Source organism: Clostridioides sp. ZZV15-6597 (assembly GCF_020657815.1).
Lineage (GTDB): Bacteria > Bacillota > Clostridia > Peptostreptococcales > Peptostreptococcaceae > Clostridioides.
The window spans coordinates 1-14564 of record NZ_JAGWCT010000102.1; the positions used below are offsets into that span (position 1 = coordinate 1).

11 protein-coding genes are annotated in these 14564 nt (G+C 27.9%); 2 read left to right on the plus strand and 9 right to left on the minus strand.

Annotation, left to right across the window (positions count from 1 at the left end; genetic code table 11):
• Nucleotides 1–256: 256 nt before the first annotated feature.
• Nucleotides 257–634: a BlaI/MecI/CopY family transcriptional regulator gene (locus KGF52_RS17175; RefSeq protein ID WP_227827923.1), complete on the minus strand. Its 378-nt coding sequence runs from the start codon at nt 632–634 to the stop codon at nt 257–259.
• Between the two features lie 261 nt (nt 635–895).
• Between KGF52_RS17175 and KGF52_RS17180 the strand changes: the two genes are divergently transcribed.
• Nucleotides 896–2008 carry a tyrosine-type recombinase/integrase gene (locus KGF52_RS17180; RefSeq protein WP_227841010.1) on the plus strand — a complete coding sequence of 371 codons (1113 nt, stop codon included), beginning with the start codon at nt 896–898 and terminating at the stop codon, nt 2006–2008.
• Nucleotides 2009–2197: 189 nt separating this feature from the next.
• Nucleotides 2198–2653 (plus strand): GNAT family N-acetyltransferase, encoded by a 456-nt coding sequence (locus KGF52_RS17185; protein ID WP_227841011.1) that lies wholly within the window; start codon nt 2198–2200, stop codon nt 2651–2653.
• A 304-nt stretch (nt 2654–2957) separates the two neighbouring features.
• Here the strand turns inward: KGF52_RS17185 and KGF52_RS17190 are convergent, their stop codons facing one another.
• From KGF52_RS17190 to KGF52_RS17225, 8 genes are all read right to left on the minus strand, one after another.
• Complete coding sequence (locus KGF52_RS17190) at nt 2958–4583, minus strand: ATP-binding cassette domain-containing protein (protein WP_227841012.1); 1626 nt, start codon at nt 4581–4583, stop codon at nt 2958–2960.
• A gap of 351 nt (nt 4584–4934) precedes the next feature.
• Nucleotides 4935–5954 carry a molybdopterin-binding protein gene (locus KGF52_RS17195; RefSeq protein ID WP_227841013.1) on the minus strand — a complete coding sequence of 340 codons (1020 nt, stop codon included), beginning with the start codon at nt 5952–5954 and terminating at the stop codon, nt 4935–4937.
• Complete coding sequence (gene mocA, locus KGF52_RS17200; protein ID WP_227841014.1) at nt 5951–6520, minus strand: molybdenum cofactor cytidylyltransferase; 570 nt, start codon at nt 6518–6520, stop codon at nt 5951–5953. The genes KGF52_RS17195 and mocA overlap by 4 nt, the downstream gene beginning before the upstream one ends.
• Before the next feature lie 106 nt (nt 6521–6626).
• Nucleotides 6627–7355, minus strand: coding sequence for a selenium cofactor biosynthesis protein YqeC (gene yqeC, locus KGF52_RS17205; protein ID WP_227841015.1), 729 nt, complete (start codon nt 7353–7355; stop codon nt 6627–6629).
• A gap of 201 nt (nt 7356–7556) precedes the next feature.
• Nucleotides 7557–8834 carry a transposase gene (locus KGF52_RS17210; RefSeq protein WP_227829382.1) on the minus strand — a complete coding sequence of 426 codons (1278 nt, stop codon included), beginning with the start codon at nt 8832–8834 and terminating at the stop codon, nt 7557–7559.
• Nucleotides 8835–8973: 139 nt separating this feature from the next.
• The gene (locus tag KGF52_RS17215) at nt 8974–11274 is read right to left on the minus strand and encodes a molybdopterin cofactor-binding domain-containing protein (RefSeq protein WP_227841017.1); all 2301 of its coding nucleotides are present in this window, start codon (nt 11272–11274) and stop codon (nt 8974–8976) included.
• Entirely contained in the window at nt 11274–12062 is a 789-nt protein-coding gene (locus KGF52_RS17220) for an FAD binding domain-containing protein (protein ID WP_227829384.1), read from the minus strand. Before KGF52_RS17220 ends, KGF52_RS17215 begins: the two co-directional genes overlap by 1 nt.
• 108 nt (nt 12063–12170) lie before the next feature.
• Nucleotides 12171–13523: a solute carrier family 23 protein gene (locus KGF52_RS17225; protein WP_227841018.1), complete on the minus strand. Its 1353-nt coding sequence runs from the start codon at nt 13521–13523 to the stop codon at nt 12171–12173.
• Nucleotides 13524–14564 lie beyond the last annotated feature (1041 nt).

Consider the following 14564-nt stretch of genomic DNA (forward strand, 5'->3'; position numbering starts at 1 on the left):
GAGTATTAAAATGTGTTAGAAAACTAAGAATACTTAATAAAGAAATCTATGTATTTTACAGTTTACTCTACTTTTAATTCATTTGACTAATTATTGTAAAAACTATTTATTTTATGATAATTAAATTTATTTTAAAAATAACTAAAAAGTTTTAGTTTTTATATACTATTAAGTGCCTAAATGTTCATACATTTAAACGTACAATTAATACAAAAAATATATATTTAAAGTTATTCTTGTTGTTAATCTCAACAAACTATTCATCTTTTTTAATATCTTTTACCCATTTTTCAACAGAATTTAATTCTTCCTCATTTACCCCCTTTTTGAACAATGCCTTCATAAAGCTTTCAATAGAACTTCCATGCATATTATCTAGAAAAGTTTTTGTTTCAAAATGTAAATATTCATCTTCTCTAATAATAACTGTATAATGTGTATGTCTATCTATCTTTTTCGCATCTAAGAATTGCTTATTTACTAATCTTGATAAAAGTGTTAGTGTTGTAGTTTGCTTCCAATCATATAGTTTTTCCATAGCTTCAATGACATCTTTTGATGTTACTGTAAAATCTGACCCCCAAATAAATTTCATGACCTTTAATTCTGCTGGTGGTATCTTAGTAATAGTCATATGATTTTACACTCCTCTCAAACTTATATTTTCAGTACTACCCAAACATATAAAATCCCAAAGTAAAAAATAAATTTTATTTTTATATATATTAAGTATAACAGATTATTAAGTTAAAATTCTAATATTTAAGATAATATACCCATTTTATAATCAATAAATATCAATCTTTGAAATAACTATAAATTTATTTCAAAAACTATTTTTGAGTTTATCCATATGTTATAATAAATGTATAAAATTTTGATTGGTGGGTTATATATGAATGCATTTATTAGAAAACGAAACAAGAATTATGTAGTTTATCTCGAATTTACAGATGAAGATACTGGAAAGAGAAAACAAAAGAACATGGGTATTTTTGATAAAAAAAGAGATGCGAGCAAAAGGTTAAATGAAGTAAAGGAAAGTCTATATAAAGATGGCTTTTTAATTCCAAACGAAATCACTGTCTCAGAATTTCTCTTAGATTTTTTAAAAAAGTACAGTGAAAATATATCATTAGCTACATACAATAATTATGTTAGTATTTGTAAGAATTATATTAATCCCTCTATTGGTAAATATAAAATACAGGATTTACATCCAATTCATATACAGAACTACATTGATAAACTATCTCATAAATTGAATCCTCAATCAATTAAGATTCATATAAATATATTGAAACTTGCAATAAAAAGAGCATATAGGCTCAAATTAGTAAAAGAAAATATCATGGATAATATAGAAGCTCCAAGATATAAAAAATTTAAAAATGAAATTTATGACAAAGAGCAAATGATAAAATTGTTGAACTTATCAAAAAATACATATATGGAATTACCTATTAATTTAGCAGTTGGTTTAGGTCTTAGAATTTCAGAAGTTTTAGGTTTAACTTGGGATAATATTGACTTTGAAGAAAATACAATAACTGTAAATAAGATAACAGCTCGAATTAATGGCTCTGTAATTCTTAAAGAACCCAAAACGGAAAGCTCTATTAGAAAAATATCTGCTCCAAAGGAATTAATCTTTTTACTAAAAGAATATAAGATAAAACAAAATAAAAATTTATTAAAGTCTTCTATTAGAAATAGTCGTGACTTGTTATTTTTCAATAAAAAATGTGAACCTATTGCTGAAGATGTTATGAGTAAAAAATTTAAAAGATTTTTAGAAAAGAATGACTTGCCCCACATTAGATTTCATGATTTAAGACATTCACATGTTACTTTACTTATAAATTCTAAGGTACCTATAAAAGTTATCTCAGAAAGAGTTGGTCATTCAAATATAAATACAACCTTAAGTGTTTATTCCCATGTTCTAAAAGAAATGGATAAAGAAGCATCTGACAAAATTTCTGAAAACTTATTTAATGCTAACTAATATTACATTTTTTTGATTGTATTTACTCTAATCTTTATTATCTATAAAATTAATTTTTACTACTAATAAAATTAAAACTAAATTAATATTCAAATTTAATTTTATAATAGAAGAGTTAAAATATATTTATTACAAAATAGTTTTAGTATTATAAATACAGCTTCTACTTCTCAAATTAGGAGGATTGTTATGAAAAAAATTATATTCAGAAAAGCTACAGCAGATGATATGCTAGATATTAATAAACTTGAATTAGATGTTTTTTCGGTAGAACAAAAGATTCCAAAAGATATAATCCCTATTTCTCAAGATAAGAATCCATCATGGTGGTGCACAACAATTGATGATGTTATTATTGGAGCAGTTGCATCTTGGTACGAAAATAGACAAGTTCACTGGGGTAGATTTGCAATTAGAAAAGATTTTCGTAGTCAGCATATCGGAACAAAACTAGCATATTTTTCCATTGATGATTTATTTTCTCAAGATATTGATGAAATTTTTATGGAAGCACGTGACACAACAGTTAAAATCATTTGTAACTTAGGTGGTATAGTTACTGGTAAAGCTGAAGATTTTTATAATGAATCAGTAACCCCTGTAACTTTACAAAAAATACATTATCATAAAAGAGAATGTCTATAGACTCATTATATTATATAATTTTTGCTTATTATGTCTCCAAATATTGTTGTAATTTGACACAATGTAAACAATCAATTTAGATTTGGAGACATGTGCTTTTTTATAATCTAAAAAATCCATATATCTTTCTATTCATAGTTCCATTTGCATTATCTCTACAATCCTATTTACTACAGTATATACTAAATAAAAAACCTCCTAATATTGATTAAATACCTACACACTTATATAGAGTATTCTCAAACATTAAAAGGTTTTTATTCTAATAATTATATTTAGTAAAAATAATATTTAAACTAAATAATTATTTATTTTTCCCATACATTTTAGCTAATTGTTCTTGTATATCTTTACTTTCTAAATACTCATCAAAATCCATCTTTCTATCCATTATTCCATTTGGAGTTATCTCTATAATTCTATTTGCTATAGTAGATATAAACTCATGGTCATGAGAAGTAAATAAAAGCACTCCTGGGAATTTTTCAAGTCCTTTATTGACAGAAGTTATACTTTCTAAGTCTAAGTGGTTAGTAGGGTCATCTAACACAAGTACATTTGCATTTGAAAGCATTAGCTTACTAAGCATACATCTAACTTTTTCTCCTCCAGATATAACTTGAGCTTCTTTTAAAGCTTCTTCTCCAGAGAATAACATTCTACCCAAAAATCCTCTTATGAAACTCTCACTTTTTTCTTCAGAAAACTGTCTAAGCCAGTCAACTAGAGAATACTCTACTCCATCAAAAAACTTATTATGGTTTTTTGGAAGATAATCTTGAGAAGTAGTTACTCCCCATTTATATTCTCCACTATCTGGTTCAAGTTCTCCCATAACTATATTTAAAAGTGCAGTAGTAGCTATTTCATCACCCATAAATACTACTTTGTCATCTCTATCCAATCTAAATGAAACATTATCAAGTACTTTAACTCCATCTATAGTTTTTGTTAAATTGTGTACTTCTAAAACTTCATTACCAATTTCCCTAGCAGGTGTAAATCCTACATATGGATATCTTCTTCTTGATGGTTGTATATCTTCAACTTCTAATTTATCTAATTGTTTCTTTCTAGATGTAGCTTGTTTAGCTTTTGAAGCATTAGAACTAAATCTAGCTATGAATTCCTTTAATTGAGCTATCTTTTCCTCAGTCTTTTTGTTTTGGTCTTTAGCAAGTTGTAATGCTAATTGACTTGATTCATACCAGAAGTCGTAGTTTCCAACATACATCTGTATTTTACCAAAGTCAACATCAACTATATTAGTACATATTTGATTTAAGAAATGTCTATCATGTGATACTATTATAACTATAGACTCTTCTAAATCCATTATAAAGTTATTTAACCAATTTATTGATTTGAAATCCAAGTGGTTTGTAGGCTCATCCATTAATAGTATTTCAGGTTTACCAAAAAGTGATTGTGCTAACAACACTTTAACCTTCTCTCCACCAACTAATTCTTTCATTTGTTTGTAATGCATATCCTTAGTTATACCAAGACCCATAAGTATTTTTTCAGCATTAGTTTCTGCATCCCATCCATCAAGTTCTGCAAACTCACCTTCAAGCTCAGCAGCTTTTATTCCATCTTCTTCGCTGAAATCTTCTTTCATATATAAAGCATCTTTTTCATGCATTATACTCCAAAGTCTTTCATGACCTCTTATAACAACATTTAAAACAGTTTCTTCCTCATATTCGAAGTGGTCCTGTTTTAAAACTGACATTCTTTCTTTATCAGTTATAGATACACTCCCTGTATTTGGTTCTATTTCTCCTGATAATATTTTTAAAAAAGTAGATTTTCCCGCACCGTTAGCTCCTATTATTCCGTAGCAATTTCCTTTAGTGAATTTTAAGTTAACATCTTTAAATAGTTCCTTATCACCAAATCTAAGTCCAACACCTGTAACTTGTAACATTAATGTATTTTCCTTTCTTTTTGTTCATAATTTATTTTATCATAAAATTTTGATAACATTTTTATTATCACGTAAACAGCATATTTTTTATACCAAATTCGTGAAATATTTATTAAAATTGTATTAAAGATTGTAAGTTTCATAAAAATTAACAATCTATTATATTATACTTATAAAAAATTCAAATTGCAACTTTATTAATTCTTTTACACACTCTAAATACTTTATTTGAATCTTTAATCTGTTTTAGCTATTAGTTAAAACATAGTTTCTGTATAATTAATCATAGTTTATATATCATTAATACTTAAAAAGAGTACCTAAGTTTGTAAGTACTCTATTTTTATGATTTTATATTTTAGCAAAATTACATGCAGGGTAAGTACATACATCACAGTTCATACAAAGACCACCATGACCATATTTAGCTATATCATATTTGTCAAGTTTTTCATCTATTAAAATCCTAGATAGAACTATATCAAATACTGTAGTTTTATGATACATTGCACATCCAGGTATCCCCATAATCGGAACTTCTCCATAATAAGCAAGTAAAAACATTGCTCCTGGTAATATTGGTGAACCATATGTAACTAAGTCAGCTCCAGTCTCTTTTATAGCTGTAGGTGTGACATCATCTGGGTCTACACTCATTCCACCAGTACAACAGATAAGTTCTGCTCCTTGACTTATAAATTCTTTTATTGCATTTTTTATGATATCCTTATCATCTGGACATATAGTTTGGCCTATAACTTCACATCCAAACCCCTTTACTTTTTCTTCTATTACTGGTCCAAATTTATCAACAATTCTACTGTAAAATACTTCATTTCCAGTAGTAACGATTCCTACTTTTTTAGGTTTAAAAGGTATTACTTTGACTATTTTTCTGTTATCAACTACTTTTTTTGCCTCTTCTAGTTTTTTCTCATCTATGACTAGAGGTATGACTCTTGTTCCAGCTACTTTTAGCCCTTTATTTACTACAAAATTATTATGAAGAGTTGCCATCATTATTTCACCAACACAATTTAAATCAAAAAGTGCATCAACATCTATTTTTAAAATCCCATCACATGCCGCTATAAAGTCTATCTTTCCTTCTTTTATTTCACTGAAATCTAAATTTTCTCCAGCAGTTAATTCTTTTAAAAATAAAGCTCCTTCATTTTCATGAATCATTCCCTCTGATTTTTCCCATACATATAAGTTGTCTTTACCAAGAGATAATAAAACTGGAATGTCTTCTTCTTTTACTACATGTCCCTTTTTAAATTTTCTTCCTTTAAATTCTCCTGGTATTATTTGAGTAATGTCATGACATAAAACTTGTCCAACAGCATCTATAGTTTTTATTAATTTCATAATTTGCCCCCTATTCTTTCATAATCCACTTTCGTATCAATATCTAATAACATTTTTTTGGGAACTTCTACATATTTTATTTTTGATGAATTCTTTAAAATAGTTTTCCCTTTTTCATCTTCTTTAAGTGCCAACAATTCCTTTTTTTTGCTAAATGGAAATATAACTGGATTTCCACATACATCTTTGCATCTTGGAATTACTATAAAATTTCTATCTAATTTAAAAGTATTTATAATTTTATCTATATATAAATCATCAATAAATGGTTGGTCTCCCACAAAAAACATATATCCATCACATTTTGAGCTATTTAAAATTCCTAATTTTATGGATTCACTCTGACCTATATTTGCATCTTTATTATCTACATATTTAAAGCCATATTTATTACATAGTGCTAAAACTTCTTTATATTGACTTACAACTACAACTTGATGAAAATTAATTTTACTAACTGCCTTAAGTACATGTTCTATTATAGAACATCCATCATATTCCAATAAAAGTTTATTTTTTCCCATTCTTCTGGCAAATCCTGACGCCAGTATTACTGCATTTATCATATATATCATTCCTTAACATTTATAATGTATTGATATTGTTATGATTTTATAGTATCTTTATTGATATTATCTATATATATAATATCACATAAACTATTTTAATACTTCAATATCTTATACAAAAATTTTGTTTTATACTTCCATAAAATATATCTATTTCGCTTTCATGCTCTTTAATAATTTTAATTAAATTTATAGCTAAACTTTCATATATTTCATTTTCGACTTTATTAATAAATAATATTTTTTTTCCATGATAATTTTTAAACAATCCTTTTGGATTTAATACTACATTTTTTAAATTATCAAGGCTTACTTTAGGATTATCATTTATATTACACATATTTAAATTAGTTATTTTTTTAAATTCATCTAACCTATGTATATTTTCTTCATTAATATCCATTCCAAATGAAGTTATATCTAATATACCTATAGTTTTTGTAGTTTTACAATATACTACTGGTTCTCCATCATTCCAACCTTTAAGTTTTTTTCTCTTTGAACCATCACCTTCTATCAAGACCAAATCAAATTTATCTATCATTTTTTCTAAATCAGATAACTTTATTCCTACTATTTTATTTTCATTATTTATACAGCTTCCACATACTGTTACTCCATGACAAATAGATGGAATAGAAGTTCCATCTATTGTCATAAATATATTGTCATAATCTTTTCTATCAGGTAAATATATTTTAGTAGTTGTTGTAAGTAAAACTTTTAGCTTATCTCTATAAAAATTCGCAAAGTATTTTATAAATGAAGTTTTTCCTCCTGCTCCAACTACAGTTATTATTTCATTTGCTCCTATCATATTTGATAATTTCACACTTTCACCTCTCATAACTATTTCTTTTAAATATCCTAAATTTTATTTATTTGAAATTTATAATTTAACTTTTTTAGTAAAAGTGATTTTTGAAATTCTATAAACTAAAAAGTAAATAGATTCTGTTGTAAACAACAAGGCGGATCCAATTCGCCGCTAAGCTGTAAGCTTATACGCTATCAGTTTATCTTTTAATTATTATTAAGATATTCTTATTCTTTGTGGTTGCTTTAACACCTGAGGATTATTCTGCAAATAAGATAAATCAACTATTTTTGATTTTTTTAATATATTAAGACTTGCATTTACATCTGCGTTTATAATCATACCCATACTAGATTTATATTGACCACGTGTTATTCTTTCTCCCTTAAATTTGTATTTCTGTACATCATCCAAATTAATATCAGGAAGATAATCATTGGCAAAAAAATCGGATTTACTAGTATAGCTTTCTTCTTGTCTAATGAAATTAATATTTTTTATTTTACATAGGTACTCTAGTTTTCCTTTTATCTCTCCAAAAGGAATTCTTATAAAATTTCTATATATTTTCTTTTCCATATTATCACTTTTTTCTAACTTAGCATTATATCCTACAATTAAATTGCCAATATTATTTTTTACACAGTAGTCAATTATGTAAAAGCAAGTTTTATTTACATAGTCTTTAACCTGATTATTTCTTTTATTCCATACTTTAAATTGTTTTCTTGTAATTAAACTTATATTCTTTTTTAATTTTAAAGCCTCTATTTTATCGTTTTGCTTATTTGCCCATTGATTCACAGACTTAAGCCTTCTCCCATCTATAATAAAACTATCACCTAAATTGGTAGTACAAGTACATAAGTTTTCTAAACCTAAATCTATTGCCAGTGCATTTTTTTTATTTGAAACTTCCTCTGATTTCGGTATTTCATAACAATACTGAATTTCAAAGAACCTAGCCTTATGTTTAGGTATTATTCTTATTTCCTTAACTTTTTTGTCTAATATATTATTTGGAACTTTTATACTCACCTTTCCATACATTTTTTTAAATGCTGGAGACATAGGAACATTTAAAATTCCATCGTCTTTAATTCTTATTTGACCTATTATTATACTAAAAAAACCTTCTTTGTCTAAATACTTAGGTGATTTTATTCCTCTAAAATCATACTTGCCTTCTTTAGCTAATTTAATTAAACCAAAAAATGACCTAAACGAACTATCAACTTCTTTTAGTATTTGTTGTGCTACATTACTATTGAGTAGTTTATAGTTTTCATTTTCTTTACACACATGATAATTAGCTTCATAATTAAGATGCTCTCCTTGATTAAAGTAATGTTGTCTGACATTATATGTACCAACATTATACAAATTCTTTGCTAAAAAGCACATCTCTCGCAAAGCCTGATATTCTTTTTTAGTTAAATTTTTTAATTGTTGTCTCTGAGTCCCATAATGTATGTTTTTTGTTCTATTTGGCATAAACTCACCTCCTTTAACTCTTACTCTATTAGACATTATATATGGTATTTTTAGAAAGCACCATATATAATGTCTATTCAATTACTTTATTTTACAAAATAACTTAATTTTATACTTTATAGTATATCATTTATTAAATTTATTTGTTATTGTTTTTCATACTCATGTACACTTTTTCAAAAGTTATAGGAAGCTCTCTTATACGAACTCCAGTAGCATTAAAGATTGCATTTGCAATTGCTGGTGCTGGCGTATGTATAACTATTTCTCCTAAAGATTTAGCTCCATAAGGTCCTCCTGGGTCAAAATTATCAGCAAAATCTACCAATATATTTCCTACTTCTTTTTTTGTAGGAACCTTATACTGCAAGAAACTGTCTGTCAATAACTTTCCATCTCTATCAAATTTAGGGTCTTCATACATTGCAAACCCTATTCCCATCATTACTCCACCTTCTACTTGTATTCTAGCTAATGTTGGATTTATAACTGTACCACAGTCTGGGACACATGCAAAATTTATTACCTTATATTCCCCTGTATTTTTATCTAATTCTATTTCAGCAAATCCTGCTATAAATGGTTTTATTCTTTTTAACATACCAAATGATTCTGTTGCTTCTAAAACAACTGGTACATCGTCACTTGAAAACCCAATACCTCCAACTGACTCTCTTCCTAATTCCTCTAATAACACAAATTTACTCTCATCATTCTTAACAAAAATTCTATCTTCACTTAACTCTAAATCTTCTTTTTTAGACCCGAGTTTAGATTCTGCTATTGAAAGTAATATTTCTTTTAATTTGTTTGCTGTTTTTATTGTTGCATTTCCTGTAACTGTTGTAGTACAAGAAGCAAATGCTCCTGTATCATATGGACATAGGTCCGAATCACCTGTATAAACAGATATTCTATCTACAGTCGTATTTAAAGTCTCAGCAGCAATTTGTGCTTGAATTGTATCAGCTCCTTGGCCTAAATCAGCAAGACCAGATAATAACTTATATGTCCCATCTTCATCCATTCGTATAGTCACTGTTGCCATATCCACACGTGGTATACCAGAACCATGATTTGCCACTGCCATACCTACTGCCCTTACCTTGTTATTGCCTATATCTTTACACGGATATTTATCATCCCAATTAATTAATTTTTTCCCTTTTTCTATACACTGTTTTAATTCACAGCTTAGTATTTCTTCTTCTGCTGCTTTTCCATTAGTATATCTATCTATTATGTTTTTAACTCTAAATTCAAGAGGGTCTATACCAACCTTATTAGCTAATTCATCAATAGCACTATCTATTGCAAATATGCCTTGTGTAGCTCCATAACCTCTAAGTGCACCTGCTGGCAATCTATTAGTATATACTGTTCTAGCATCAAATCTAACAGCATCAATATCATTATATATTGGTAATGTATTATGACCTGATTCTGAAGAAACAGAAACTCCATTACCACCATAGGCACCTGTATTATTTAGTGATTTTAATTCTATCGCCTTTAAATTTCCTTCTTTGTCTGCACCTACTCTAACATCAAAAAACATTTCATGCCTACTATTAGAACCTACAAAAGTTTCACTTCTTGTAAAAACGAATTTTGCTGGTCTTCCAGTTTTCATAGTCACAAATGCAGTAAATATATCTGTTGCTGCTATATTCTTTCCTCCAAATCCACCACCTATTCTAGGCTTTATTACCCTTATTTTAGAAGAAGGAATCCCCAATACTTTTCTAAGTATTCTCTTTACATTGTGTGGTGATTGTAATGATGACACAACAACAATCCTATCATTTATATCTTTATATGCATATGACCTATGAGTTTCCATCATACAATGTGATTGACTTTGAGTCTTATATGATGCTTCTACCACAAATTCACTTTCTTTAAGCTTAGCCTCAACATCACCAAACTCGAAAAACTCTTTTGATACTATATTATTTTTTGCATCTAATCCAAAAGGATATGGTTCTACTATATCTTGTTCTGGATGTATAATAACTTCATTTCCTTCTGCTTCTCTTGCATTAAATACAGGCTTTAAAATTTCATACTCTACTTTTATCATTTTTAAAGCTTTAATGGCTGTTTTTTCATCTTCTGCTGCTACTAATGCTACCTCATCTCCAACAAATCTAACCGTATCTTCAAGTAAGACTCTATCATAAGGAGATGCTTCTGGTTCTGTTTGACCTGGAACACAATATCTAACTTGTGGGACATCTTTATAAGTATAAATTCCTACAACTCCTGGAATTTTTTCAGCTTTTGACGTGTCTATATTCTTTATTTTGGCATGTGCATGTGGACTTCTAAGAAGTTTAACAGTCAAAACATCTTTATGCATAATAAGGTCTTCAGTATATAGAGGCTTTCCTGTCACAATTGCTGTACTATCTATCTTTCTTATCCCCTTATTAATCATTATCTATTACCTCCCTCAATAGCACTATACATCCTCTTAACTAGCGCACTTGCCATATCTATTCTATACTCTTTGCTTGCTCTCATATTACTTCCATAAATTAATTCTTTACCTACAATAATAGATGCTTTATCTATATCCTTTTCTTTACTCAATATATTACTTGCTTCAAGTGCTAATTTAGCCCTTTGAGGTCTTGCTCCAATTGCTATTTTATAAGTATCATTTTCTTTTAACATAGCTGAATTTAATATAGCAAAATCTCCTGTACATTTTCTTATTGAATCAAACACAGCTACTGCATCTTTCTTAGGAAGTATTACTTCAATTAATATATCTTTATTTAATTCACTATCTAAAAACTCATTTAGCTCTAATATTCCACTATTGTATAACCTTACCTTCGCACCAACAACTAAAAGTACTGGAATCAAGTCAGAAAAACCATATTTCGAAAATACACTAGCTCCAATTCTTGCTCCTTGTCTAAATTGAACACCAACTATATTAGAAACAGCACTTGAGACTATTCCACTACAATAATTTTTAATAGTTTTATTTATTTCTAAACTTCTCAAAGATGTATCTGCTCCTATTAGTATATTTTTTTCATCCTCTTTTATATAGTCTAGATTTATATCCTTTAAATCTATGGCTGTTCCTATGTTTTTATTGCTTAATTTTATAAATCCGCAACCACCTAAAATAACATTATTTTTTTTAGAAATTAAAATTTTATATGCTTCTTCCAGGCTTTGTGGAACAGAATATTCTTTTATAGTAACCATCTTATCCCCCTTATATCATATTTATTAAAACTCTAAACCTATTAAGTACATTGCTTTAATTTTTATAAATATATAGTAAACTTAATTTAGTTCTATTAATTTTTTACTCTATATATTTTCTTTTTTATTTTTATTGTCCTTACCTTTTGAAAATTTTATCATATATAAACCTTGAACTATTATGGCAACCATAGCCCCTGAAACTACACTCGAATCTGCAAGTAATGTTTCTATAAATTTTGGAGATTTTTCAAGCACTTGAGGAACCACCATAAATCCTATGCCAGCTGCCATAGAAAGACCTAATATCATACTATTTTCTTGATTAAAACCATCCATACTAACAAGTCTTAATCCAGAGGTTGTAAGAGTTGAAAATATTACGAGAGTTGCTCCTCCAACCACACAAGGAGGTATTGTTCTGATTAAATTAGCTAACAAAGGTGATACTCCCGCCAGAAATAATCCAATTCCTCCAATAGCTAATACAAATTTACTTATAATTTTTGTATTAGAAACGATTGCAGAATTTTGACCAAACATCCCCATTGGAGTAGCAGAAAATAATGCTCCTATTGTAGATAATACTCCATTTCCTAAAACAGCAGAAGAAAGTTCTTCATCTGTCACTTGTCTATTAAGCCCTCCTACTGCAGAAAGTGTACATGCTCCCATAATATCAGCTATTTCAACCAAATATATTATTGAAAACATTACTACAACCTCAATCTTTATATCTAATCCAAAAGCAAGTGGTTTTGGAAGTGCAATCAAAGTAAACTCTTGAATTGAAGAAAAATTTACTATTCCCAACATTAGAGATAAAATATATCCAAAAATTATGCTAACTAATATTGATGCATCTTTAAATAATCCTTTGCCATATTTATTTAATCCTAATATCATAAGTGACACAGCTATTCCAACTATAAAATTAATTGGTTGTCCAAATGTCTCATTCCCCATACCTCCAGCCAAGTTTTTTATTGCTATTGGGAAAAGTCCAAGACCCATACATGCAACTATCGTGCCAGATACAACTGGAGTAAATATAAATCTTATTTTTTTAAGACCAAAACTAATTATGATTATTACTATACCAGCAATTATTTGAGAACCAAATAACACAGGTAATCCATACTTACCTGCAACAGAAACTCCAGCTCCTATGAACATTGCTGTAGCTCCCATTATAACTGGTATTCCTCCTCCCAATTTAAACCCTTTAAATAGTGGTATTGGATATAATTGTAACAAAGTTGATAATCCTGCAAAAATTAATGCAGCTTGAATCAATAGTGTAGACATTTTATGATCAAGTCCAGCTACATTTGCAATTAATATTGCTGGTAAACAACTACCTATTACCATTGCCATTAAGTGTTGTAACCCCAAAGGTATTGCTTCCTTTAGTGGTGGTATTCCGTCTAATTCAAATTTTGATGTACTTTTTGCTTTCATAATAAAAACTCCCGTTACATAAAACTTATTGAATTATATAAATACTTAAAAATTTAATATATTAAACTAAATGACTTTTATAAATCTTACTATACTCAGTAATACATTTAAGTTTTCATACTTAAAAATCATGTGCAACAAATTTAATTATTAACAATCAAATTTATTCTATTATTTTGTATATGTTCTATAGTGCTTTACAAATATAAGAGTATTGTAACTATGGACTTTAAAAATTTTTACAACAATTCTAATCCAATCTAAATCTTTCAATCTTAATCATTATAAGTTATAAGTTTTCATAAGTATTTATATCTTGTAAGTTTTAAACATTTACCTATAAACGCTACTTTATAGATGCCACTTTAATTTTTAAGTGACCTCATACTTTCATATGAGCGTAGACTATTTCTTCATCTTCAGCATTACCTGTTAAGAGCAACCCGTTTCCACTATCAATAGCTTATAGTGTACTCTCTTTCGAGATAGTCGTTTGACCTTCCTATTTCTAGGCTTGGCGACCAAATGTCCATTGTAAAGTACTTAGGCTCTCACCATATACCATCCTTGCTATTGTTTCTGGTTTTCACCACATTCATAAAAGTTTCTTTCTATCTTTTATTGTAGTTGCAAGGCTTTAGGATTTACTGGTTTTAAAGTTGTGTCCTACATAAATTTCTTTATGTACGGGGCTAAAAGTACAACTTATTTAATATACTTTTTTATTACCCCCTGTAAATAATATTATTTACTCTTTCACTGTTTTTGTTATTAAATTAATTACATAATAATTAATTTGAGCATAAAATAATTTTCAAATTGAAAATCAAAATATTTATGAATATTTTATAATATAATTATCATAAGACAGAAAAACTTAATAAGCTATGTATCTCAGTTGTACCCATGTACTCTCCTTTACTATATTTGTATCTGCAACATAAAACATACAAGTTTCTATCTAGCTTATAAATATAAACCAATATCTATAATTAAAAATAGTAACAGTATTGTATAATACAATCTTTATGTATATTACTG

What these genes read in the sequence shown, in the direction of transcription:
- KGF52_RS17175 (WP_227827923.1), bottom strand. Translation starts at nt 634, where the DNA reads ATGACTATTACTAAGATACCACCAGCAGAATTAAAGGTCATGAAATTT.
- KGF52_RS17190 (WP_227841012.1), bottom strand. Translation starts at nt 4,583, where the DNA reads ATGTTACAAGTTACAGGTGTTGGACTTAGATTTGGTGATAAGGAACTA.
- KGF52_RS17185 (WP_227841011.1), top strand. Translation starts at nt 2,198, where the DNA reads ATGAAAAAAATTATATTCAGAAAAGCTACAGCAGATGATATGCTAGAT.
- KGF52_RS17195 (WP_227841013.1), bottom strand. Translation starts at nt 5,954, where the DNA reads ATGAAATTAATAAAAACTATAGATGCTGTTGGACAAGTTTTATGTCAT.
- KGF52_RS17225 (WP_227841018.1), bottom strand. Translation starts at nt 13,523, where the DNA reads ATGAAAGCAAAAAGTACATCAAAATTTGAATTAGACGGAATACCACCA.
- KGF52_RS17210 (WP_227829382.1), bottom strand. Translation starts at nt 8,834, where the DNA reads ATGCCAAATAGAACAAAAAACATACATTATGGGACTCAGAGACAACAA.
- KGF52_RS17220 (WP_227829384.1), bottom strand. Translation starts at nt 12,062, where the DNA reads ATGGTTACTATAAAAGAATATTCTGTTCCACAAAGCCTGGAAGAAGCA.
- mocA (WP_227841014.1), bottom strand. Translation starts at nt 6,520, where the DNA reads ATGATAAATGCAGTAATACTGGCGTCAGGATTTGCCAGAAGAATGGGA.
- KGF52_RS17215 (WP_227841017.1), bottom strand. Translation starts at nt 11,274, where the DNA reads ATGATTAATAAGGGGATAAGAAAGATAGATAGTACAGCAATTGTGACA.
- KGF52_RS17180 (WP_227841010.1), top strand. Translation starts at nt 896, where the DNA reads ATGAATGCATTTATTAGAAAACGAAACAAGAATTATGTAGTTTATCTC.